Here is a 26,834-nt window from a genome sequence, read left to right on the forward strand (position 1 = left end):
CTTAATATTATTACTATAAAGTTATATGAATCTTTAGTTTGGCGAATAATTTAACCTTAAAAATTTCTCAATTAATCTTAAAGTAGCTTTTTATTTAAAAAAAAGCTGAAAAGGCATAAAAATACCTTTTCAGCTAATGCTCAAATTTAATTGATTACACGCTTTATCCTAAAAATTCTATATATCTCATAATTTTTCCCATTTTTATTATAATATAGAAAGAAAACTTTTTCAATAAATTTGTTAATAAATTATCTTATTTGCTCCTAATAGTGGTAAGCTTAATAAGTAAATATACATTGCTAACTTTTTGGAATTACTATAGTTATGGTAGTGCCTTTATTTAATTTACTCTTTATATCTATTCCATAGTTACTTCCGTAAATTAACTTAATTCTGCTATCAACATTATTAATACCTATCCCACTAAAATGTCTATTTTTATTTTCCTTTTTTTCTTTTACTTCATCCAATTTTTCTTTATCTATTCCTATCCCATTATCATATATTTCAATTTTTATATTATCTTTATCATATTCTTTAATAAATACCTGGATTTCTCCCTCTTCTTCAGATGGAAAGGCATGAAAGAAAGAATTTTCTATAAAGGGTTGCAGTATTAGTTTAGGAATTAAGTATTCATAGCAATCAGGCATTATAAAATACTCTACCTTTATTCTATCTCCATATCTTATATTATTAATTAGCACATAATTTTTTAAATTCTCAACTTCTTCTTCAATAGATATAAACTCATCAGTTTTACTAATAGTATTTCTAATCATATTAATAAAAGCATCTATTGCATTTACAGCCTTATCTTTACTACCTTGCCAAATAAGCCATTTTATACTAGATAAAGTATTAAATAAATAATGAGGATTTATTTGCATTTGAAGCGCATGTATTTCTGCTTTTCTCTTTTCTTTTTGAACTTCAACTAATTTATCAACATAGGAATTTATATCTTCTATCATATAGTTATATGTGGATGATAATTCTTTTACTTCTTCGGCTCCACTAACTTCTATATATTCATCAAAATTTCCATTTCTTACATTAGACATTTTTTCTGTCAATAAATATAAAGGCTTTGTCATTTGTCTAACTAGAAAAAATATACCTACTAAAATACATAATGTTATACTTGTACAAATAAAAAAAATGCTCTTAATGTCATACATCTTTCCTAAAGCCTTATGATTATCTAAAGTTCCACATATAGTTAAATTACAATAAGGTAATCTTTGAATAAATATTGTATCTCCATTATCATCATAACTTTTGCTCAACTCTTTATTTTCAATTAACTCATTTATTTTATCCCTAAAGTCCTCTTGGGTTTGTCCAATATTTGTTTTCTTGTTTGAAGATAAAACTAAATTATTATCATCTAACAAAACTATATCATTTATTTCTACTGTGAAATAATCATAAAACTTTTCAAAATCTTTCTCCTTAATAATAAAATATATAATTCCATAAGGTTTATTATCTTGTAAATTCAAAGTCTTTGAAATAACTATTACAGGACTATCCTTAGTTGTAGAGGTTATCCCCTTTTCAATATAGTGATATGTTATTGCCTTATTATTTTCAAGGGAATTTTTACTTATATCTAATTCTAGTATTTCCTGTGAATTCATAGTTAAAGGTTCTGAACTATTTAAATATGTTTTTCCATTTACACCAACTACTAATACACTCATATTATATGTATTAGATTCTAATGCTGATTTTAACTGCTTTTTAAACTCAAAAATACTTTTTGATAATTCTTTTGTAGATAAATTTGTTTCACCGAAATATATTCTAAAAGCCTTATGAGAATTTACTGAATCTATTACCTTAACTATTTCACTGTGAAAATCAAATATTTCATCATTTACTTGGTCAAATATTTTCTTTTGAGAATCTCTATAGTTATCTGTAAATATCCCCCTTGAAATATTTATTGTAATATAGCCTACAGAAAGTGAAACACATATTACTCCAATAACTACTACACATAATATTTTAAAGAATAAACTATTTATCTTAATCTTTCTTTTCACTATATACCACTCCCTGAACCACACATTAATCTTCTGTAGCTACTTGGTGTATACCCTGTAATTCTTTTAAAAACTCTACAAAAATAGCTATGATCTGAATATCCAATCATTGAACTAATTTCAGATACATACCTTTTATTCTCTTTTAATAACTCACAAGCCTTTTCTATTCTAATTCTATTTAGGTATTCTGAAAAACCTTCCTTACAATGATTGTTAAAATAATAAGACAAATAATAATAGTTAAAATTAAACGCCTTAGATATATCACTTAATTCTAGTGCCTTATCATAATGCTCCTCTATATATTCTAGAATTTCATTTATCCTATCCTCTTCTAAATTTATATTCTTATTAACAAACTCTTTAAGCTCCAAAATTATATTATTAATTTCAGTTTTAAATTCCTGCAAATATTGGATTTTATCTATCTTTTTAAAATACTTTTGTCTCAATCCCTCGGCTTCTATATCATAGGATTCTAAACTTACTATTAAGTTATATAATAAGTTTTTAACTAAATTTTTCAGTTTATATTCATCCATATTACATTCTATTGCTGTATCAATATATGTTTTAATTAAATTTATTGCAGAGGTAAAGTCTTTTCTTTTTATTAAAGAATTGTACTTATAAAAATCAAACTTTTCTAATTTACTTTCTAGAAAAACTGTATCCGTATCTAGAACTATTTTATTTTTATAATAAAACTTTTGAGATAAATAAGGTATAACCTTTTCATTATACATTTGTCTAACCTTATTTATATTGTTAAACTGTGGAGTAATAACAAAAAATATATTCTCTTGAACAATATTGTTTTCCATATATTTTTCAAGTTTACTAACTATATTCTTATCTTCACTAATCTTATAATTAATTAAGTATAATAAGTTATCTTCATTAATTATAAACTTAACAAAAATAAAGTTATTATTTATAAAAAACTCCTTAATAACCCCTTTTACATCCTTTAAAATTTCTCTATTCTTTACAGAAGCTTGTTTTATGCTAGTTCCAAATAACCTAAAACATGTATTTGGAAAAATATTAAAAAAGCTATTACTATCTATGCTATCATCAAAACCAAGAATATATCTTTCAATAATGTTACTATAATAATCATCTTCATCTTTAACTATTTCTAATCCTGGAATTCTATCAACTGCCTTATTTAATGTAACTAAAAGCTGATTCGGACTTAAGGTTGGCTTTAAAATATAATCTACAGCTCCACTTAGAAGTGTATCCTTTACATATTCGAAATTATCATAACTACTTAAAATTATAATTTGAACTTCTGGATATTTTCTTTGAATTATTTTAGAAAAATCAACGCCATTTAATATAGGCATAACTATATCAGAAATAACTATGTTAGGTTTTAAAACCTCTATTAGTTCTAAGGCCTCTTGACCATTAGTTGCCTCACCAACTATTGTAAAGCCTTCTTTTTCCCATTCAATCATATGCTTCATGCCTTGTCGCATTATAAATTCATCTTCAACAATTAGAACCTTACAATAATTTTTATTCATCAAACCACCTCGCCCAATTTTTTACCCCAGCTGAGCAAAACTTGCTTCAACTGGGGTGTATTTTTCCTTTTATAGCTTAGATATTATGAAGCTTAAATCTATATTTTCTGTAGATGCAATTGTAAATTCCTCATGGACAGGTGCTCCCCAGCTATCATCTCCACCTACTCCCATTTGTTTTGCAATTATTCTAACCCAGGTATAATTAATTGGTGGTAGCTCATATATGTGCATTGCATTTTCTAGCTCATAAGCACTATATGGTAAAACACTTATTTCAAATGGTTTATCAATATAACTGAATCTAAGCCCTTTTTCATTTTCTCCCTTTATTTTTAGCCATCTAACTTCTGTTCTATTTCCACATTCTTGAGGTATTAAATATCTTGATAAATTATTTTTAGCTGTATTTTCAAATACTCCTAGTTTTGCTCCATTATTTCTATCAATATAATTTTCTTCTGAACCATAACCATAATATTCAAAATTACATAATTCTTTTTTGAATTTAAAATCCATTGAATATAAAGGAATCTCTGCTAACCCCTCTACCCCTTCATAATGAATATTCACTTTTATATTGCCATCTTCTGTAACAGTATATTTAACTGTATTACTAGCTTTAATACTTGTTGGCATCTCAAACTTATAAATTAAAGTTATTTCATTATCCTTTTCTTCATATTTAAAATCTACTAATTTTTGATGTTGTCCTGCTATTTGCCAATCTGAAGTTCTAAAATTATGTCCATTTCCTCTATCATTGTCTGTAGTAGCTCTGAAGAAAGATGTCCTTGGTGCTCTTGTAATATATTCTTCACCATCATAACAAAGAGAAATTAATCCACCTTCTTGAATGGAAAACATCATTTTAAAGTTCTTACCTACAACTCCTATATTTACATCTCCATGAATTATTTTTAAGTAATTATCCTCTAAAACCTTCTTACAACCTTTACATTCATTAGAAATAACATTATATACAGATTGTCCAAAGGCTACTTCATACCCACTTTCTGCCCATAATTCATCTTTATTTATCCTCATAGATATATTATAGCTATATTCACCAAAAATTTCAATTAATGGATAATTTATAGTTATATATTGGCTTTCTCCTGGTTTTATATCTACATTATCTAATTTTTTCTCAAATATTTTCTTTCCTTCTTTTTCAATATAAGCTATAAAGTCATAATCTTTTGTCCCTATAAATAAATTATTATTCTTAATATTAACACCATTTTTATCTGGGATTATCTTAACGTTAGAATAAAGATATTTAACTTCTTGAGCCTTTGGAGATATTGTTCTATCTGCATAAACTATTCCATCTGTACAAAAACAATAATCTGTTGCCCTATCATCAAAGTCCCCTCCATAGGCTAATGTCTTTACTCCATCTCTATCTATTTCTATAGCTTGATCAATATAATCCCAAATAAATCCTCCTTGATACATTGGGTATTTATCCTCAAGATCTGTATAAAGCTTCATTCCTCCACAAGAGTTTCCCATAGCATGCATATATTCACAACTAATATATGGTTTCTTAGGATTACTATTTAAATATTCTTCTATATCCTTAGGCTTAGCATACATTCTACTTTCCATATCACTAGCATCATCAAACTCTCTGTTCCAAAAAACACCTTCATAATGAACTAATCTTGTATCATCTTTCTTATGAAAGTGCTTTGTCATAGCCAAGATATTTTCTCCTGCATAAGATTCATTTCCACAGGACCAAATTAAAATTGATGGATGATTTTTATCTCTTTGAAGCATGGATTCTGCTCTGTCAATTACTACATCTCTCCATTCTGGTAGTGAACCTGGAACATTCCATTCTGGATCACAAGCCCCCATCTTTTGCCATGAACCATGACTTTCTAAATTAGTTTCATCTATTAAATAAATTCCATACTCATCACAAAGGTCATACCATAAACTTTTATTTGGATAATGAGACGTTCTAACTGCATTAATATTATGCTGTTTCATAAATTTTATATCCCACAACATTTCTTCTTCAGTTATTGCACGACCTCTTTTACTACTAAATTCATGTCTATTTATACCTTTAAAAACTATTCTTTTTCCATTTATATGCATAATATTATTTTTCAATTCAAAGATTCTAAACCCAATTTTTTGAGGAACTATCTCAATTAACTTGTTGTTTTCATCTAAAATTTCAATATATAATGTATATAAATAAGGATTTTCAGCACTCCAAGACTTTACATCTTTAATTACAGTATTTAAATTTATTATTGTTTTTTTAGGACTAATATCTCCAAAGTCATAAACTAACTTATCTTCCCTATCCTTAAGATACGACTTTATTTTAAAATTTTTATTTTCATTCGATTTAATTAATTCTAAATCAATGTTTATCTTACCATTTTTATAACCTTCATCTAATAATGATTTTATAAATATATCTCTTATATGAATTTCTGGTATTGCATATAAATATACATCTCTAAATATACCTGAAAATCTCCAAAAATCTTGATCTTCTATCCAGCTTGCACTACTTCTTTTATATACTTCAACTGCTAATTTATTCTCTTCATCTTCTTTAATATAATTAGTTATTTCAAATTCTGATGGAGTAAAAGTATCTTCACTATATCCAACAAACTTTCCATTAATCCATACATAAAATGCCGTTTCAACTCCTTGAAAAGATATAAAAGTTTTCTTTCCCTTTAGTTCATCTTTTATTTTAAAATACTTTATATAACTTCCAACTGGATTGTATTCCTTTGATATATATGGAGGTCGAAGTTCTTCTGCTCCATCCCAAGGATACATTGTGTTAATATATTGGCATTTATCATAGCCTTGCATTTGAATATGCCCTGGTACATTTATATAGTCAAAAGTACTACAGTCATAATCTTCTTTATAAAAATCCCTTTCTCTTCTGTAAGGATTGATAGCATAAGAAAACTTCCACTTACCATTTAATTTTTGTCTAAGTGGAATATCATATCCTAGTGACATCTCTTCAATACTTTCATAATATAAATGATCTGAATGAGCATCTATTCTATTTACCTTAAATACTTCTGGATCCTCCAACCATTCTAAAGTTGGATTAATTTCTGTTATTACCATTTTTAAACCTCCTATCAATGCTTAATCCCCTGAAATTCATTTCAAGAATCCCAGGGGATCATTAATTTCTATTAACCCTTTACTGATCCTGTCATACCTGCTACAAAATGCTTTTGCATTAAAAAGAATATTATTGCTGTTGGTAATGTTGCTATAACAACTGCTGTCATTATTATACCATAATCTGGTGTGTAAGATGAGCCTAAGGCTGATATAACCAATGGTAATGTTCTCTTTTCTGGTGATTGTAGAGCAATAAGCGGCCATAAATAACTATTCCAACTTGCCATAAATGTTACTATTGTTGCTGCTGCATAAGTTGATTTCATTGTTGGCATATAAATCCTAAAGAAAATTCCTACTTCTCCAAGACCATCTATTCTAGCTGCTTCTATCAAATCCTTAGGAAAGCTTTTTGTATTTTGTCTAAAGAAAAATATTAAGAATGCTGTAGCAATAGCTATTATTATTACTGATCCATTAGTGTTTAACCCTATGACTTTTAATGGGCCCATACTTTTAAATTTACTAAATAATCTAAATAAAGGTACCATCAAAACTGCAAAAGGAACCATCATAGAAAGTAATATGAAATTAAATACTTTTTCTCTAGTTTTACTTTTATAAACCTCAAAAGCATATCCTGCTAAAGATGAAATTATCATGGCTAATACAGTTGTAATAACTGCAATTACTAAAGAATTTTTAAAGGCAGTAGTATATTTTAAATCTGATGCTAATAAATTCTTTAAATTCTGAATAAAATAAGTTCCCGGAATTAAAGTTCCCCTTGTTACATCTACAGATTTATTAGTAATTGCAATTATCATCCATATAAATGGGAAAATAGAAACAAATGATAATATACTTAAAAAAGTATATTTTAAAAGACTTATTATTCTAAACTTTTTAGTCATTTTTATCACCTCCGGCTTTCAATTGAATAAATGACAATACTACTATTATTAATACTATTACATATGATATTGCTGCTGCATATCCGAAGTTTGGTGAATATTTAAATAATAGATTATAAATATATTGTGAAATAGTTATAGTTGCATTAGCAGGTCCCCCATTAGTAATATTCACAGTTTCATCAAATAATTGTAATGTACCAATTGTAGAATTAATAGTTGTAAATAAAATAATAGGCTTTAATAATGGAAGGGTTATGCTTTTAAACTTCATAAAAGCACTTGCTCCATCTATTTCCGCTGCTTCATATATCGAATCATCAATTGCTTGCATTCCTGCTAAATAAAATACCATATTATATCCTGTCCATCTCCATGTTATAGCTATAATTATTAGAACTTTAGCCCAAATTGGATGTGTAATCCATGCTATTGGTTCTGAAATTACATTTATCTGCATTAGAAACATATTTATAAATCCATCTGTAGCAAACAAACTTTTAAAAATTATAGAATAAGCAACTAAAGATGTTACACAAGGTAAGAATATTGCTGTTCTAAAAAATCCTCTTGCTTTTAATTTTTTATCATTTAATAATGCAGAAACAGCAAGAGCTAAAATTATCATAATTGGAACTTGAATTATTAAATATAGGATTGTATTAAATAATGCCTTTTTGAAAGTTGAATCTGTAAGTAATCTTTTATAATTATCTATCCCAGTGAAGCTTAAATTATTACCCATTCCACTTTTCAAGGATATAATAAAAGCTTGTACCATAGGATAAAATACAAAGGCTGTTACTAAAATTATACTTGGTAAAATAAATAACCATGCGTTTCTATCTAATTTACGTTTTAATGATATATTTATACTGCTATCTTTCAACCTTATTTCCCTCCTTTAGAAAAGAAATAGCCATTTACTAATTTCTCCTTTAATAAATAGCTATTTTTATTATTTATGAATTTATAAAGAAATTATCCATTATCCCTTTTCATAATTCCAAATGAAATGAGGAATTATTAATTTCCTTCAGCTTTGAAGTGTTAAAATATCGTAGCAGAGTGACTTGTAGCTTGCGACAGAACACTGATATAATATTTTAATACTTTTTTATTGAGCAACTGCTGATTCAATTTGAGTTTGGAAGGTTTGTAATGTTGAATCAATATCTGCTCCACCTAAGATAGTTTGAATAGCTTCTGTCATAATATCTTCGATTGCATAAGTGTGTAAACCATAATTTACTGAAGGTACTTCACTTGTCCATTTAGCAAGATCAGCAAATACTTCTTGTCCACCGAAGAAATCATTTGCCTTTGAATAATTCGGTGCTTCAGCTGCTTTATTTAAAGTACTAACTAAAGTTATTGAGTCTGCTAAGTCATTCATTAAATCTACATTTGATGCAAAGGTCTTACCTAAGAAATCTACTGCCATATCTGTATTTCCAACATTCTTAAGTACATACCATCCACCTCCACCTATTGAAGATGCGTTAACTGAATCACTACTAGCACTCATCTTAGGGAATGATGCTACAGCCCATTTTCCACTTTGATCTTCTGCCTTCTTAATTGAAGGTGCAATCCAACAACCAGTAACTACTGATGCAACTTCACCATTATTAAATGCACCAACGAATTGATCCCAATCTGCAACTTGCTTTACAGCTCCTGACTCTGTTAAATCTTTATATATCTTAATTGCATCTTTCAATGCTTGATTATCTGCTATAGAAACTTTACCATCTGCATCTGTATACCATTCCCCTGCACTTTGCAACATCATTCTTATTTGTCCTAAGTCACTTGGATCTAATGTACACATATCAACTCCAGTTTTTTCTTTAACTGCTTTTCCGATTTCAATATATTTTTCCCAAGTTAAATCTTGCATATCTTCTTGAGTATAACCGGCCTGCTCTATTAAATCTGTTCTATAGAAAGTTGCTGCAACTCCACTGTCAAAAGGAATTCCATATAACTTTCCATCTATATAATTAACACCAGTTTTATATTCTGCAAAATCATCTGGAGTAGCTACTGAAGATAAATCGGCAAATTCATCTTGATATGCTGTTAAATATCCTTGTATTTTGTAATCTTCAATTAACACAATGTTAGGAAGTCCTTCATAAGATCCTGATGATAAGCTTGTATTTAATTTTGCAACTATATCATCTTGAGCCATGGTTACAACTTCAACTTCTGCATCTGGATTATCCTTTAAATATATCTCCTTTGCTTTATTTGCCGCCACTATATTAAATGATTCATCCCAAGCCCATATAGTAATTTTATTACTTCCAGTATTAGTAGTATTATTATCATCCGTTCCACCCATTGAATTTCCACCACAAGCAACTAGTCCAAAAGTCATTGCTGCTGCCACCAAAATTGATGCTATTTTTTTAATTTTCATTTATATCCCTCCATATCAATATATAATAATGTAAATTACCAACAAAATAACTTATTAGTGTTAGTATTTACAAGTCTTTTGTAATGCTTTACATCTTCTATAATTATATTACCATATGAAGTTATAATTAATTTAGAAAATTATTGATTAAAACTTTTAATATTTTTAGATTGTAATTTTAATTTTACATAAATTTTTTAATCTTTTTAGATATTAGGATTATTTTTAGATATTTTTTCTCATACAAAAAAGAATCCATAGGTGAATATAATTTCCTTTGGATTCTATATATTTTATTTATTTTTAAATTAATTAAAGTTCAAATTAGGCTTTTTTATCCTTAATGATAATAAATATTCGCTGTAAAATTATAAATAAACACAAAAGTGCAGCTACAACAATCTTTGTCCACCAAGAACTTAAAGTTCCTTCAAAAGTTATTATTGTTTGTATAACTCCTTGTGTTAATACTCCAAGTAAAGTACCAAACACATAACCAACTCCACCTGTTAGCATTATTCCACCTATTACAGCTGATGCAATTGCATCCATCTCTAATCCAACTGTATGTTGTCCATATCCTGATAGCATATAAAAACTAAATACTACACCAGCAAGAGCTGAACAAAATCCACTTAATGTATAAACTAAAATTTTTGTTCTATCCACAGGTAGTCCCATAAGCCTTGCTGATTGTTCATTTCCACCTATAGCATATATTGTTCTTCCAAACTTTGTATACTGTAAAATATATATAGCTAATACCAAAACTACTAAAGCTATAACTACACTCCATGAAATAAAACCATTACCAATGTTAATTCTAGCCTGACTTATCTTTGCATAAGTTTCATTGCTAATAGTTATTGTATCTATACTTACAAGATAGCATAATCCCCTAGCCAAAAACATTCCTGCTAAAGTTGCTATAAATGGTTGAATTTTAAATTTTGTTACCAAAACCCCCATGATAGTTCCAAAAATACACCCAATTATAAGCATAAGTATAATAACAATCCAAGGATTCCATCCCTTATTTTCAAGAAGATATGCAGAGAGCATACATACGAAGGCAATTACAGCTCCAACAGATATATCTATCCCTCCTGTAATTAGCACAAAAGTAACCCCAATTGCTGTTATAAGCAAAAATGCATTATCAATAAATAGATTTAAAAATGTTTGTAATCTAAAGAAACCAGTATATTTAAAAGTTCCAAATGCACATAATCCTAAAAATAAAACTATTGTTACAAAAATAGGTAAGTATTTAGTTTGTAATATTTTGTTTTTTACCACTAGTAAGTTTTTCACTATTAGCCCCCCTCTTCTTATCAAACAAATTCCTAAAGATAGCTCTAAATTCTTCTGATTGTAATAAACAAATAGTTATTACAACTAAAGCTTTTACAACTAAAGTTACTTCAGGTGGAACACCAAAAGAGTAAATTGTAGTTGTTAGACTTTGGATAATTAAGGCTCCAACTATACTACATGGAATAGAAAACTTACCTCCTGACATAGAATTTCCTCCAATAGCAACAGCTAAAATTGCATCAAGCTCTATATATAAACCTAGGTTATTTGCATCGGCACACTTAATATTAGAACTTAATAATATTGCTGCAATGCCTGCACATAAACCTGATATTGTGTAAACAGCAACTTTAATCCAATCAACTTTAATTCCAACATATTTACTTGCTGTAGAGTTAGAACCTGAAGATTCTATAAAAAGTCCAAATGCAGTTTTCTTAACAATAAGCATAATAACTAAAAGGCAAGCCGCCACTATATAAACTGAAAATGGTAATCCAAACAAATATCCTCCTCCAAAAAAGAAGTATGGCTTATAATAAATTGTAATAATTTGAGCCTTTGTTATAAGCTGAGCTATTCCTCTACCTGCAACCATCAATATCATAGTTGCAATAATTGGTTGTATTCCTATCTTTCCTATCAATACTCCATTCCAAAAGCCAAGAAGAGAAGCTAATACTAACCCAATTATAATTGCTAAAGGCATTGGAACTAAACTAACATATTCTTGAACCCCATCTACAAAAGTCATCTGTCCACCAATTAAACTTGCTACTACAGCTGCTGTAATTGCTATTACAGATCCAACGGAAATATCTGTTCCAGCTGTTGCTATTACAAGAGTTAATCCTATAGATAAAATCATTAATGGAGCTCCTCTATTAATAATATCTATTAAACTTCCAAATAAATGGCCATCTCTCATTTCTATTTTGAAAAAACCTGGGGTGAAAAATAAATTAAATAATAAAACTAAAAATAGTGCTACAAGAGGCCAAAATACCTGATGTTTTCTTATACTTTTTAATGCATTCATCCTACTTCCCTCCTGCTATAGTATTCATAATAATATTACTTTCTAAGTCTTTACCTATAAGCTCTTTAATTTTAATTTTATCTCTTAAAACTACTAATCTACTGCAAGTTCTAAGCATTTCATCTAATTCTGAAGAAATAAATATTACTGAAATTCCTTGTTTTGCTAAATCTAATACTAATTTTTGAATTTCAGCCTTTGTTCCAATATCTATTCCTCTTGTAGGCTCATCTAAGATTAAAAGCTTTGGCTTTGTTAATAACCACCTTGCTAAAATAACTTTTTGTTGATTACCTCCACTTAGCTCCTTAACAAGTTTTTCTGCTGATGGAGTCTTAATGTCTAATAACTTAATATATTCTTCTGCGATTTTCTCTTGCTCTTTAATTGGAATATATTTAAACCAACCTTTCTTTACTTGAAGAGCTAACATAATATTTTCTCTTATTGATAGATTAGGTATTATTCCCTCTTTTTTTCTATCTTCAGGGCAGTACGCAATTTCATTTTTCATAGCTACTAAAGGATTGTCCATTTTTTTCTTTTTATTATTAATAACTATTTCTCCTGTATCAGCCTTTTCTATTCCAAATAATAAATTAACAAGTTCAGTTCTACCAGAACCTAATAACCCCGCTAACCCAAGTACTTCTCCTTTATAAATAACTGTATCAAATGGATTTATAGAATTTCTTTTTCCTAGATTTATTGCTTCTAATAAAACTTCTCTTTCATTTTCAGTATTTATATCCTCAACTGGCTTGATATTATAATTTATCTCACCATAATCTTTTCCAATCATTTTAGCTACTAATTGAACCTTAGATAATTCACTAGTTTTATACTCTCCAACTAACTTTCCATTTCTTAAAACTGTAATAGTATCTGTAATTTCATATACTTGATCTAAAAAATGAGTAACAAATATTATTCCTATTCCTTGAGATTTTAAATTTCTCATTATTTCAAACAATTTTTCAACTTCTTTTTCATCCAAACTTGCTGTTGGTTCATCTAAAATTAATATTTTAGCTTCAATATCAACTGCTCTTGCAATTGCAACCATTTGTTGAATAGCAACAGAATAACTATCTAAGCTCTTTGTTACATCAATATCTATATTTAGTTTTTTCATAGCTAAAATTGCCCTTCTATTCATTTCCTTCCAATTGATTCTGCCAAACTTCATAGGTTCTCTTCCAATAAAGATATTTTCTGCCACTGATATGTTGTTACATAAGTTTACCTCTTGATATACTGTACTTATTCCAAGCTCTTGAGCTTCGTATGTTGATTTTGGATTTATTTTATTTCCTAAAAAAACAATATCTCCACTATCTAGTTTTTCAACTCCTGTTAATACCTTAATTAAAGTTGACTTTCCTGCTCCATTTTCACCCATTAGTGCATGTATTTCTCCATTTCTTAAAGTAAAATTAACTTTATCTAATGCCTTTACTCCTGGAAACTCTATACTTATATTTTTCATTTTAAGTAATACATCTTTTTCTTTCATTGCTACAACTCCTTTTTTAGATTTAATACAAGCTGTTGCAGTATAAGTTTCTATATGCAACAGCTCACATTAAATTAAAGAAAATTAATTTAAATTAATATTTTCTATTTGGAAGCTCTTGTGCTGCTGTATCTTGTCTAAATACACCCTCTTCTGATGGAATGTACTTAGTAACATCTTTACCTGCAACTATATCTTCACAAACATCAAAGAATTGAGGTCCTAGTAACGGATTACACTCAACTGTAACATTTAATTTACCAGCTATCATAGCTTCAAAAGCACCCTTAACTGCATCAACTGAAACAATCTTTATATCTTGACCTGGATTCTTACCATATTCTTCAATAGCTTGTATAGCTCCTATTGCCATATCATCATTATGAGAGAATAAAGCATCTATATTTTCACCATCAGACTTTAAGAAAGCTTCCATAACTTCTTTTCCTTTAGCTCTTGTAAAATCACCAGTTTGAGACTTAATAATCTTAATATCAGGATATTTTTCATTTAATCTTTCTAAGAATCCTTCTTGTCTTCCAACAGCTGCTGAAGATCCAACAGTTCCTTGAAGTTCAACTATATTTCCCTTTGAATTTATTAATTTTGCAAGCTCATCTGCTGCCTTTCTTCCTTCTTCTACGAAGTCAGAACCTAAATAACTAGTATAAAGATCTTCTGAAACATCAGCTTTTCTATCAACTAATACTAGTGGAATTCCTGCATCCTTAACTTCTTTAAATACAGTTTCCCATCCTGATTCGACAACTGGAGATACACCTATAACATCTACTCCTTGTGCTATAAAAGAACGAATTGCTTTAATTTGATTTTCTTGTTTTTGCTGTGCATCAGAGAATTTCAATTCTATCCCTCTCTTCTCAGCTTCCTCCTTAATTGAGTTTGTGCATGCAGTTCTCCATTCGCTTTCTGCTCCTAATTGTGCATAACCTACAACAATTTTCTTATCTCCTGAAGAATCCCCTCCTTCACCTTCAGCTTGCTTTCCACCACTAGAACATCCAATAGAAAGAGCCATTGCTCCAGCTAATACTAACGCTAATAATTTTTTTAATTTCATTTTTAATCCCCCTCATAAACTTCTTTGATTACGATTACAATTAAATTTTAATATTTTTTACAGAAATTGTATTTATAATAAAAAAGTATAATTTATAAAATTCTGCACAACTAAAATAAAAAACAAGTAAATATGTTATTTTAGGGCGACTTGGAGCTTGCGACGGAGCAACTAATATAACATATTTACTTCTAAAAACTGAAGGTAATAATTCCTCATTCCTCGGAATTAAGAATTTTTGTTATGTCGTAACCTTCAATTCACCTTGCTATGATATTTTAATACTTCAGAGCTGAAGGAAGGAAATTATAAAAAGTTATTCATAGGGTAACATTTTTATAATTTCATAAAGAGTAAAAAAGATTGATCACTTAATTAAGAAATCAATCTTTTTAATTTCAATTTTTATTTATCTTATTCTTTTTTTATTTTTTCTTTCTTTATAAATAAAACTCCTACTCCAATTACTAATACTGCACCTAAGAAAATTAATGAAGTATTTCTTCCTCCTGTACTTGGTAGCCTGTTGTTTTTATTATTATTTGAACCATTATTACTATTATTGTTATTACCATCATTATTACCATTGCCACTATTGTTTCCGTTGTTATCTCCATTACTGTTTCCATTATTGTTTCCGCCACTGTTGTTTCCACTGTTGCCATTATTATTTCCATTACCGTTATTTCCATTGTTATTGCCGTTATTATTGTTTCCATTATCATCATCGCCATTTCCAGGATTATTAGAGTCATCTTCTTTTAAATTACTAATAGCTTCATTTAAAATATCCTCAGCGTTATGAACCTCTTCTTCTGTAGCTTCTTCATTATTTAACACTTCTTCAGCAAGTACTAAAGCACTTTTAAGTACTTCCAAGCTTTCCTTTGTATATTTTGAAGAATCTATATCCTTTGCACTATTTATTAAATTAATTAAGGATTCTTTATTCGGTCTTGGCTTTAAATTTAAATATGCTTCTAATAAAGATGTATAAGCCTTATTAACATCTTCTTCTAATGCATTCTCATCATTTATAACAATCTTTGCATTTTCTAATTCACTTTGAAGCTTATTCCAGCCTTCTAAGAAATACTTATCCCCTTCTAAAACTTCTACTTTATTTGCTAATTCAATTAAATCACTCTTATCTCCCTTAAGGGATGAAAGTAATTTTATCATTATTGTTTTTAAATTATCTGTAACTATATCAACTTGCTCCTGAGTTGATGCTTCATCAGCTAATATACTTTCTGCATTTTCTAATACTTCTCTAAACTCTATAGCAACACTTGGTATTACATTTTCTAAGTTCTCATCAGTTATCTTTCTTGCTTCTGAAACTGCTATTTCTAAATTATACTTAGCAACATAACTACCATCTCCATAAGCTTTCATTATATTGTCATATTCCTCTTGAGTAACTGATATCACTGTTCCATGTCTTGGCCCGTATGGTGAAGCACCCTTTGGTAATGAATACTCTGATGTATCTAACTTTACAAATTGTCCCCCCTCTAAATTATCAGTTACTGACGGATAATACTTTATTCCACCATATTCATCTAATAATAGACACCATTCATCTCTATCATTAAATTTAAAAATAGTTGGTCCTTCAACACCACCAAAGCCTGTGACATTTGAATCTACCTTAGTCCATGTTCCAAATATAGCATCACTCTTTTCTAAAAATACCTTCTTTGTTACTTCATTTTTAGTAAATCTATAATAGGTTCCATTATCTTCAATAATAGTTGTATCAATTACATCTGTTGCTGAATTATTATCTAGCTCTATTGAATAATAAAGCTCTGGTTCAGTAAAGGTATAAAAATCTCTAGTCTTTGCGTAGTAGATTCTATGATGATAATTTCCATTTGAATCAGGTCTATCATTATCTTTTGATGCCCAGAATACTACATACTCTCCAGTTGTTTTATCATACACTGCCTCCGGTGCCCAAGTGCATCCAGCTGTATCAATTGCTACCTCTACCATTCTTTGATTAGACCAATTAACTAAATCAGTAGATTCCCATACCATAATGCTTTGACTTCCACTACTTTGCGCTGCTCCCCATCCATTTCCATTATAGATTTTTAAATCTGTAGCAATTAAATAGAACTTATCTCCTTCTGGTGATCTAATTATAAATGGATCTCTTACCCCCTTTTCCCCTAAGTCAGAGGTTAAAATTGGCTTATTATCATTTAACTCTTCCCAATTTAGTCCATCCTTACTTGCTCCTAAATAAATTTGTTCACCATTTGCAAAGTTTTCTCCTATAAAATAGGTAAATATATATCCTTTATAATCAAGATTCTTTACTTTTGCCTTTACTTTAGCTGCAAATTCCTTTGTTACTATTTCATTATCTAAGGTCAATGTTGCAACTAGCTTAACTTCCACATCATCTTCTTGTCTAGTAACAACTCCTGCCTTAATATCCCCATTATCCTTTGAAGTAATTATAGCTTCATCAGATGATGTCCATGTTATATTAGATCCATAGTATCCATTATTTATTAAAGTTAAATTTCCTCTAACATCATCAATATTGTTAATTGTTAATAAATCTTTATCATAGTTTAACTTTTCTAATGAAGTCATTTCTCTTAACACTGTAAAATTAAAAGTTTTTTCAATAGATTTATTAGCATATTTAAATTTAGCTTTTAGTACTACTTCTTTATTTTCTGTAGAAGCTATTACCTTACCTTCCTTTGATATAACACTTTCATCAGAGCTTTCCCATTCTATACTTACAGCTCCTATTGAAGTTGGAAGATTTAAATCACTTACTATATTATCCTTGTCCTTATTTCCATTTAATATAGTTTCATACTCCACAGAACTTGCCGAAAGATCTAATATTAAATCATCACTTTCCTTATTTAATTCAGTAATTTCATCTGAATTTAAAGCTTTATTAAATATTTTAAAATCAGCTAACTCTCCAGTAAAATAAGGATCAGCAGAATAAAAAGATTTTCCTATATATCCATTAACACTTCCACTTTTTAATATATCTGCTAATTTATAACTAATATTTTTATTTTCTCCTACTAACTTTCCATTTAGATATAGAGATAATGTGTTATTATCTGAATCAAAAGTAATCGTAACCATTGACCATTCATTAGATGCTAATTTTGTTGTGTGATATGCTGCCTTTTCAGTCTGCCAACCATTTAAATTACTTCCATATGCAAAACCCGATTGAAGCTTAGATGAATTATTAGATGGAGTCACGAATAAATACTTACCACTATCACTTCCTAAGGTATATAACCAAGATGCATTGACTCCACCCTTCCAATTTACTATAGCTGAAATTGTAATATCTTTTAATCCATTTACTGTTCCATCTGGTATCTCAACATATAAAGGATCACTATCATTATTAAATACTAATCTACCATCTTTTATATCTTCGTCCTTTAAATTTTTTATACTACCATTTTTATTACCTGACTTATCTACTAATGTTCCATTTTCAATAGTCATATCATAATGAAGTATATTACTACTTTCTTCAACAACTCCCTCAACTGTAATTGTTGCTTCTATATTTTTATTTTCTGAAGAAACTGCTTGCTCACTTGTCATTTTTAATATTGGCGTTCCATCAGCTGCCCAGTGAACATTTCTAACTCTTGCATGTCTACATGGATCATATAAAGGTGATTCACTTGCATAATCACATTTATCTTCATAACACTCTTCAGATCTTGCATGATAAACAAAAACATCATTTCCATTTTCATCAATAGTAAATGAGTTATGCCCTGGTCCATATTCTCCTGGAACATCATCAGATGTTAAAACAGGATATGGATTTTTACTCCAAGACTCTTGATCCATTAAATCTGAATTTTCATCTGCAGATAAAACTCCCATACAATACTCAACACCAGTTGCAGAAGCTGAATAATAAACAAATACCTTACCATTTCTCTTAATTACAGCTGCCCCTTCATTTACATTCTCATATATTCTCTCCCAAGCATATTCAGGAGTGGTTAATAACATAGGCTTAGAAGTTAGCTTCCAAGGCTCATCTGGATTAATAGTTGCCATATATAAATCTGATGCTACTCCTTTTTGAGCCCATATAACATAATGCTCACCATTATTCTCAAAGTAAGTCATATCTAATGAGAAATCTTTAAAGGAGAAACTATCACCTTCAGTTGTTTGGAATACTCCTTTTTCTACCCAAGAACTTGAATCCATTGGGTTATCACCTGTGCATTGAAGCACATGAGGTTTAATTCCCCAAACATTACTAGAACTTGTGCTACCTGTAAAATAAACATACCAAACTCCATTTATTTCATGAATTTCTGGAGCCCATATATATCTAAATATTTTACTAGAATTCTTACTATCCCAAATTGTAATTTCATCTGCCTCCATAAGTCCTTCTATTGTTTCTGATCTTCTTAAAGTAACCTTGCTGTATCCATTTTTATCACCTGATCCATACATAGGATAAGATGCTGTAAAATAATAATATCCATCACTACCTTTTGTAATCCATGGATCTGCCTTTTCTTCAATAAATGGATTTTCATATTCTTTTCTACTAACAGAGCCACTTACTGTATAGACTCCTGGTTTACTAAAATCAATTTTATCTATATCTTCCTGACTCCATTCAACAGAAAGTGATGCAGTAGATCCATCACTATAATTTCCAGTTACTAATTCTGGTAAGTTAAGCTCTTCATTATTTGAAATATTTATATTAACATCTTCTATTCCTGTGTTGGATATAACCCCTAGTTTATTAACTACCTTAAAATACTCCTCCTTTGTAACTTCAATTATACTTCCATTTATAGCCTTATCAGGTAAAACTACATTATCATTTTTTCCTAAAACTTCATACTCTTCTTCAATAGGTTGGCTTATGTTTATAAAGTCTTTAGTTGTATTTTTATACTTATTATTACCATCCGTCCAATTTATAATATAATCTCCAGTAGAATTATCATAATAACATTGGGGAGCTAATACTTTTATATTACTTTTATTTAAAGTTATCTTAGTCTCATTATAAAAATTAATTAAATCCTTAGATTCATAAATATAAACGTATGAAGAGCTATCATTATTTGTTGCAATTATTCCATATGTTCCATTATTTTTTCTAAATATGAATGGAGATTTAAGTCCATTTTTATTATCATTTTTAGTAGTAGATGTATTTTTAGCAAATAAAATTCCACTATTAGAATTCAATGCTGTAAAATTGCTTCCATCACTGCTATATCCTAAGTGTAAGCTATTATCTAAAACACCATTATCTGATTTTGTATAGCTCATTAGATATCCATAATATTCTTCTATAACTGTTACTAAAAATTCCTTTGTAGCCTTTATACCATTCAATTCAATTTCAGCCTTTAAAGTTATTTCTTTATTTCCTTCTCCTACTTTAGGTCTTGTTACCTTTCCCTCATTAGTTATATAGTCTTCATTGGAACTAGTCCATTTTACTTTAGAGTCCTTTCCCGCCGTATTAGGTAATATAAAATCTTTATCTACATAACCTACATTTAAATTAAAATTTCTCACTACTTCATTTAAGTCATTTTGAACATTGCTTGCTAAAACTGTTAAGTTAAAAGTTTTATCAATACTCTTTCCACCCAATGTCAATGTTGCATTTAAAGATACTTCCTTATCACTATCTTCTGGTCTATTAACAACACCACTATTTGAAATATACTCTTCATTAGAAGAAGTCCATGTTATTTTAGAATAATGTATACTTCCCTTTTGTGGTAAGGATATGTCTTCAATAATGTTGCTATTTTCTATATTTAAAGCATTACTATCTTCTAATAATGCATTATTTATAGACTCTTCACTTGCTAAATTAAAATAATCTTCTTTTATTTCCTCATCTGAAAGTTCTTTATTATACACTTTTACTTCCTTCACCTTACCTTTATAGAAAATATCTGAATAAGATGATCTTCCTATATAAGCTACTAAATTCTTACCAAAATCACTTACATTTCTAGTTAAAACATCTCCTCCTATATATTTTCCATTGTAATATGCCTTTAATTCACCATTATTACTATCAGTTTTTGGCGTTATTACTGTTGTAAATAATGCCCAGGTATTATCAGTTTTTTGTCCTGATGAAATTCCTCTTTCCGTTGACCATGGTTGGCTTACATTCATGGAATTAGTAAATACAGATTTGAAACATCCATTAGGCGCTGATGGATTCAAAAGCCAGTATTGAGTTGGTAAACTTTCTGTAGTTCCAAAAAACATAGCGCTATAATTTCCTGCACCCGTTTCATTTTTTAACCACACTGAAATAGTTAAAGTATCTTTACCATCCAAAAGTCCTTTTGGCATTTCAACATAAGCTGCATTACTATTAGCATTTCCCCCTGGTAATGTTAATACACCATCACTAATTTCTGCACCACTTCCCTTTAACACCCCATCATTTCCATTTCCAGAAGAATCCTTAATTATTGTCCCAGAAGTAGCTGATGTTTCATTAAACTCATAATATAAAAGTAAATCATTTAAGCCTACCTCAGATTCTAAGTTCAAAGAGTATACAACGTTTTCGAAACACATAGAAAGTAAAAATACTAGCATCAATAAAGTTGATATACAGCGCTTTAACTTATTCATTAGCATTTACATCTCCCCTTTCAAATTTTTATAAATATCAGATATATATTAACATTTTTTACCATGTAAGTATTTATAAAAAAACTAACTGATTTTCGATTTTCTGCACAAAATAAAAAAGTACTTCTATATAATTTTGCTTATTCCGTCGCATTCGCTCCAAGTCATCGCAAAATTAATAGAAGCACTTCAAAACTTAAGGTAATAATTCTAATATGTTCTATTTAGCCATTCTCTATCAAAATCTTGTTCTTCGAATATCTTCTCGTCTGTAATTATCATGCTTGTTGTATCTTTTCCACTTAATATATCTTTTGAAATTTTCATTATTTCTGGACCAATGAGTGGGTTACATTCTATAATACAGTTTATTTTTCCTTCTTTCATTGCTAAAATTCCTTGTTTTATAGCATCTATTGATACTATTTTTATATCTACACCTGGTTTAAGTCCATACTCCTCAATTGCTTCTATTGCTCCAAGCGCCATGTCATCATTATGAGAAAAAACTAATATTTGTGAATCACTATATTTTTTATAGCTTTCATTAAGAAAATTCCACATTACCTTTTTTCCACCTTCAAAGTTATAATCCCCACTATCAGACTGAACTATTTTTATATCATTATTAGAGGATGCTATAACTTCTTCAAAGCCTTTTTTTCTTTCAGTAGTTGGTGTTGAACCTAAAATCCCTTGAATTTCAAAAACCTTTACACTATTTCCTAAATTATCAATACACCATCTGGCTGCTCGCCTTCCTTCTTCTCTAAAATCTGATCCTAGAAAAGTATTATACAGGGTTTTATCTTCTATATTTATAGTTCTATCCGCTAAGATAACTGGTATATTAGCTTTTTTTGCTCGTTTTAACACTTCCTCAAATCCATCTTCCTTAACAGGAGAAAATGAAATTATATCTACATCTAAATCTATAAATCTATTTAGTATATCTATTTGCTTTTCATAATTTAAATCTGCTTCAGCATATATTAAATCGATTCCAAAATCATTAGCTGAATTTTTTATTGATTTCTCATTAGCTTCTCTCCAACCGCCTTCATCTCCAACATTACAAAATCCTAAAGTTATTTTATCCTTTTCTTTATTTATTTCTTTTTGTAATGTGTACTCATTAATATTATCTTTGGTAATTAAACTACTTCTTAATATAACTTTTTTAGGAATTCCCTTTTCTTTATTCAAAATATCGACTGCATATTGAATTGCTTCTTTTCCCCCTGTTGGACAAGTAAAGGTTGAATTAAAAATCCCATTTTCAACTAAATTTAATCCTCCCATTTCTCCTGTTAATCCATCAATACCAATAAACTTTACATTCTTCTTATAATTAGAATTTTTATATGCATTAAATGCTCCTAATGCCATTGCATCATTATGAGCAAAAACTAAATCAATATTATCATTATTCTCAAAAATCTCTTTCATTTTATCTTCTGCTTCATCACGATTCCAATTTATGCTTATATCACTGACTATATTTATATTATTACTTTGATTAATCTTACTCCTAAAACCATTACTTCTTTCAATAGTTGCATTAGAATCCAAGTTTCCCTTTATCTCAACTACATTTCCACCATCTTTACCTAATAAATCTATAGCATAATCACCTACTTGTTTTCCTAATGTACTATTATCTGGCCCTATATATAATGTATAATCATATCCCTCTACGCCCCTATCTAAAACTATTACTGGTATATTTTTATAAACTTCTGAAACCTTTTTAGTAACACTCTTAGAATTTGCTGGAGAAATAATTAATAAATCTATATCAAAATTCATAAGCTTATCAATATCATCAATTTGCTTACTAGCACTTCCTACTGCATCTAAATATATAACTTGAATATTATTATAATTGTTAGCTTCTTTTTTTATCTCTTCATTTATTTTAATTTGCAGAGGTTCCATTAATTGAGATTGAGAAACACCTATTATAAATGTCTTTTCCTCTTCTTCATCATTTATAATTACTTTGCTACAACCAATAACTCCTATTGTAAATATAGAGAAAACTGCAAGTAAAACAATAGCAATAAAATAAATAGAATCCTCATACTTAATCTTCATTATTCATGCACATCCTATAATCATTTGGAGACATCCCCATATGCTTTTTAAATACATTACTAAAATAATGCTGAGTACTATATCCTACTAAACTAGCAATTTCATATATTTTAATAGAAGACTCCTTCATAAGCTCTATGGAATTTTGAATCCTAATATAGGTTAAGTAATCAATAAAATTCATTCCAAGCTCCTTCTTTAATAAACGTGTTAAGTAAGTCTGACTAATTCCAAGTCTGTTAGATAGCTTCTCAATAGATAAGTTTTCATCTCCATAATTCTTTTTTATATATTTCTCAACCTCTAAAACTATAGGTGTTTTCTTGCTTTTTTCTAAAACATTACTTTTTAATTTACTAAAGACATCTTTAATCTCCACAGGGTCCTTACTTAATAAAGAATTTTCAATTATAATATCAATACTAAATAAACTACTTATTTTCTCTTCTAAATTTAACAAAGTATCTTTCCATAACCTTATAGATTCTACCTCACATAATAGCACTACTCTAGAGGATGAATATTGAAATACATATAGATTATTAAAACTATTCATAAAATCCTTTGAAAGATTAACAATCCCATATGAAATTAATTCTCTTTCATTTTTATTAACAATACCAACAAAATTTTTTTCTAATATTTTTATTAATACAAGTCCCATATTATTAGAATAATCTATATTAAAATTCTTCATTTTTATTTTTAATTCATCACACTCTATTTTTCCACTTACCCAAGACTTAAAAAAATCATCCTTTAAATAAGAAATATTATTTTCAAGAATCATATTTTTGAAGTTTTCTCTTTCACTTTCTTTTCTCCTAAAAATAACCTCTTCCTTCGCCTTAAAAAGCAAAGTTTTAAAATTATCTCTATCTATAGGTTTTAAAATATAATCAAAAACTTTAAGTCTTAGAGCAGCTTGTGCATAATTAAATTCATCATGTCCTGATATTATTATTACAACTGGATTATATAAAACTCCATTTAACTCTTCTATTAATTGAATACCATTTAAAAAAGGCATACAAATATCTAATAATAATATATCTGGATTTTTTTCTTTCGCTAAACTTAATGCTTCCTCTCCATCTTCTGCTTCACCAACTAATTCAAATCCCTCTTCTTCAAAGTTTATTATACTTTTAATTCCTCTTCTTATTCTGGGCTCATCATCAGCAATCAAAACTTTAATCAAAGATAATTTCCCTCCTACCCCTTATAATTATTTTCAAATGGTAATTTTATTTCTACCTTTGTCCCCTCTCCTAATTTACTGTAATATCGTAAGCCATATATTTGTCCATAAGTAAGCTTAATCCTAGTATTAACATTAGATATTCCATATCCTGATCCACTTTCTGAATCAATACAAAAGCTATTACTTGTATCTAACATGGAATTTATATTTTCTAGTTTTTCCTCTGGAATTCCTGCTCCATTATCCTCAACAGTAATTATTATTTCATCATCAATTTTTCTAAAACTAATGCTTATTCTACCCTTTCCTCTCTTTTCTTTTATACCATGGTAAATAGCATTTTCTACTATTGGTTGAGTGATAAGCTTTAAAATTAATGTATCTAAAATATCTTTATCAAAATTTATTTCGTAGCTTAATTTATCTTCATATCTATATTTTTGTATAATTAAGTAACTATTAATATGTTCAATTTCATCTTTAAGATTAATTACTTCCTTCCCCTTGCTTAATCCAATTCTAAATACCTTTGTTAATGCTCCAACTAAATTAACAATATCTTTTGCATTATAATCTTCTGCCATCCAAGCTATAGTATCTAAGGTATTATATAAAAAATGTGGCTTTATCTGAGCTTGTAAAGTCTCTATCTCAGCCTTTCTTTTACTTCTTTGCTCCCTATATACCATATTGATAAGTTTTTTTATTTCGCTTACCATATGATTAAAACTATGACCTAACTCCCCAAATTCATTTCTATATTTCTCCTCTTCAAACTTTAAATCTAAGTCTCCAGACTCTACTCCCTTCATTAAAGTTTTTAACTCCTTAATAGGCGTTACTATACTATTTGTAAATAAAAGTGAAAAAAATACAGCTAAAAAAGAAGTAGCTATAGCTATTACCAAAGTAAACCTTTCCATAACTGTTATGTCTTTAGATATATCCTTAAATGAAAATACACCTATACTTTTCCATCCAGTTACATTACTTGTAGTATACATTATCTTAAAGGTTTCATTATTTATAGATCTTATAAAGCTATCTGTATTACTATCAAAATTATTACTATTTATTCTATATATTATCGGATTAACAGGAGAATACACTATATTATTGTTATTATCTAAAAGATAAAAAAATCCCTTTTCACCAATATAATTGTCCTTTATTATATCATCAAATTTCTTTAAATTAATATCAGCCATAACAACACCTATAGGCTCATTAGTATTTTTGTCTATAACTGCTTTACTGATAGATATTATATCTTCTGCACTATAACTTTTATATGCCCTTAAATTCCGTCCAATAGGCTTACTAAAAAAATGTACCTTTTCACTTTCATTAATAGATTCCTTATACCATATTTCCATTGTCAGTGAATCTCTTGTTTTTTTCTCTAATTCGTTGCTTATATATTTATCATCATTATTAACAATTAATAATCCAAATATTTCAGAATTTATATCAGTATATACTTCTAAACTTCTTTTTATTCTATCCTCCAAAGTATTTAATTCATAAGTTTCATTACTTTCATCTGATTGATTTAGAAAGTTTATTATATCCTCTGAATTAGCTATATACATAAGAATATTCTCTACTGATTTTATATAGTTATCTATATTTAACTCTATTTGATTTATCATTTGTTCTGTATGCTGATTAACTTTTTTCTCAACAATTTTTGTATAAATTAAGTTAGAAAACACCCCTAAAGTTGTTATAGGCAAAAAAGTAATAACCAAAAAGAATATCAAAAGCCTATTTCTTATTTTTCTTTTATACATAAAAATCCAAATACCCCCTAATAAAATTATACATTTAACATACATA

Annotated in this window: 14 protein-coding genes; all 14 read right to left on the reverse strand. The window is 28.5% G+C overall.

From position 1 onward, the window contains the following. Positions 1-302: 302 nt before the first annotated feature. Positions 303-2,054, reverse strand: coding sequence for a sensor histidine kinase (locus ACQPVP_RS00025; protein ID WP_430846012.1), 1,752 nt, complete (start codon positions 2,052-2,054; stop codon positions 303-305). Then, positions 2,054-3,592: a response regulator transcription factor gene (locus tag ACQPVP_RS00030; protein WP_430846014.1), complete on the reverse strand. Its 1,539-nt coding sequence runs from the start codon at positions 3,590-3,592 to the stop codon at positions 2,054-2,056. Before ACQPVP_RS00030 ends, ACQPVP_RS00025 begins: the two co-directional genes overlap by 1 nt. A 69-nt stretch (positions 3,593-3,661) precedes the next feature. Beyond that, the gene (locus tag ACQPVP_RS00035) at positions 3,662-6,721 is read right to left on the reverse strand and encodes a glycoside hydrolase family 2 TIM barrel-domain containing protein (RefSeq protein WP_430846016.1); all 3,060 of its coding nucleotides are present in this window, start codon (positions 6,719-6,721) and stop codon (positions 3,662-3,664) included. Positions 6,722-6,792: 71 nt separating this feature from the next. Further along, positions 6,793-7,638, reverse strand: coding sequence for a carbohydrate ABC transporter permease (locus ACQPVP_RS00040; protein WP_430846018.1), 846 nt, complete (start codon positions 7,636-7,638; stop codon positions 6,793-6,795). After that, positions 7,631-8,527: a carbohydrate ABC transporter permease gene (locus ACQPVP_RS00045; RefSeq protein ID WP_430846020.1), complete on the reverse strand. Its 897-nt coding sequence runs from the start codon at positions 8,525-8,527 to the stop codon at positions 7,631-7,633. Before ACQPVP_RS00045 ends, ACQPVP_RS00040 begins: the two co-directional genes overlap by 8 nt. Positions 8,528-8,755: 228 nt before the next feature. After that, the gene (locus tag ACQPVP_RS00050; protein ID WP_430846022.1) at positions 8,756-10,066 is read right to left on the reverse strand and encodes an ABC transporter substrate-binding protein; all 1,311 of its coding nucleotides are present in this window, start codon (positions 10,064-10,066) and stop codon (positions 8,756-8,758) included. A 324-nt stretch (positions 10,067-10,390) separates the two neighbouring features. Further along, complete coding sequence (gene yjfF, locus ACQPVP_RS00055; RefSeq protein ID WP_430846024.1) at positions 10,391-11,380, reverse strand: galactofuranose ABC transporter, permease protein YjfF; 990 nt, start codon at positions 11,378-11,380, stop codon at positions 10,391-10,393. Then, entirely contained in the window at positions 11,337-12,422 is a 1,086-nt protein-coding gene (locus ACQPVP_RS00060; protein ID WP_430846026.1) for an ABC transporter permease, read from the reverse strand. The genes yjfF and ACQPVP_RS00060 overlap by 44 nt, the downstream gene beginning before the upstream one ends. Position 12,423: 1 nt before the next feature. Continuing rightward, entirely contained in the window at positions 12,424-13,938 is a 1,515-nt protein-coding gene (locus ACQPVP_RS00065) for a sugar ABC transporter ATP-binding protein (RefSeq protein ID WP_430846028.1), read from the reverse strand. A gap of 94 nt (positions 13,939-14,032) precedes the next feature. After that, entirely contained in the window at positions 14,033-15,019 is a 987-nt protein-coding gene (locus tag ACQPVP_RS00070; protein ID WP_430846030.1) for an ABC transporter substrate-binding protein, read from the reverse strand. Positions 15,020-15,433: 414 nt separating this feature from the next. After that, positions 15,434-21,694, reverse strand: a complete 6,261-nt coding sequence (locus ACQPVP_RS00075) for an immunoglobulin-like domain-containing protein (RefSeq protein ID WP_430846032.1) — start codon at positions 21,692-21,694, stop codon at positions 15,434-15,436. Positions 21,695-21,904: 210 nt separating this feature from the next. Further along, entirely contained in the window at positions 21,905-23,791 is a 1,887-nt protein-coding gene (locus ACQPVP_RS00080; protein ID WP_430846034.1) for a substrate-binding domain-containing protein, read from the reverse strand. Next, positions 23,781-24,992, reverse strand: coding sequence for a response regulator transcription factor (locus ACQPVP_RS00085; RefSeq protein ID WP_430846036.1), 1,212 nt, complete (start codon positions 24,990-24,992; stop codon positions 23,781-23,783). Before ACQPVP_RS00085 ends, ACQPVP_RS00080 begins: the two co-directional genes overlap by 11 nt. A 14-nt stretch (positions 24,993-25,006) precedes the next feature. Beyond that, positions 25,007-26,788 (reverse strand): sensor histidine kinase, encoded by a 1,782-nt coding sequence (locus tag ACQPVP_RS00090; protein ID WP_430846038.1) that lies wholly within the window; start codon positions 26,786-26,788, stop codon positions 25,007-25,009. Positions 26,789-26,834 lie beyond the last annotated feature (46 nt).

Origin of the sequence: Clostridium nigeriense (assembly GCF_050585265.1) — a bacterium.
In the GTDB taxonomy this organism is placed as follows: Bacteria; Bacillota; Clostridia; order Clostridiales; family Clostridiaceae; genus Clostridium; species Clostridium nigeriense_B.

Excerpts from the sequence above, each read along its gene's own strand:
- ACQPVP_RS00075 (WP_430846032.1), bottom strand. The coding sequence starts at position 21,694 with ATGAATAAGTTAAAGCGCTGTATATCAACTTTATTGATGCTAGTATTT.
- ACQPVP_RS00030 (WP_430846014.1), bottom strand. The coding sequence starts at position 3,592 with ATGAATAAAAATTATTGTAAGGTTCTAATTGTTGAAGATGAATTTATA.
- ACQPVP_RS00090 (WP_430846038.1), bottom strand. The coding sequence starts at position 26,788 with ATGTATAAAAGAAAAATAAGAAATAGGCTTTTGATATTCTTTTTGGTT.
- ACQPVP_RS00060 (WP_430846026.1), bottom strand. The coding sequence starts at position 12,422 with ATGAATGCATTAAAAAGTATAAGAAAACATCAGGTATTTTGGCCTCTT.
- ACQPVP_RS00050 (WP_430846022.1), bottom strand. The coding sequence starts at position 10,066 with ATGAAAATTAAAAAAATAGCATCAATTTTGGTGGCAGCAGCAATGACT.
- ACQPVP_RS00035 (WP_430846016.1), bottom strand. The coding sequence starts at position 6,721 with ATGGTAATAACAGAAATTAATCCAACTTTAGAATGGTTGGAGGATCCA.
- ACQPVP_RS00080 (WP_430846034.1), bottom strand. The coding sequence starts at position 23,791 with ATGAAGATTAAGTATGAGGATTCTATTTATTTTATTGCTATTGTTTTA.
- ACQPVP_RS00040 (WP_430846018.1), bottom strand. The coding sequence starts at position 7,638 with ATGACTAAAAAGTTTAGAATAATAAGTCTTTTAAAATATACTTTTTTA.
- ACQPVP_RS00065 (WP_430846028.1), bottom strand. The coding sequence starts at position 13,938 with ATGAAAGAAAAAGATGTATTACTTAAAATGAAAAATATAAGTATAGAG.
- ACQPVP_RS00070 (WP_430846030.1), bottom strand. The coding sequence starts at position 15,019 with ATGAAATTAAAAAAATTATTAGCGTTAGTATTAGCTGGAGCAATGGCT.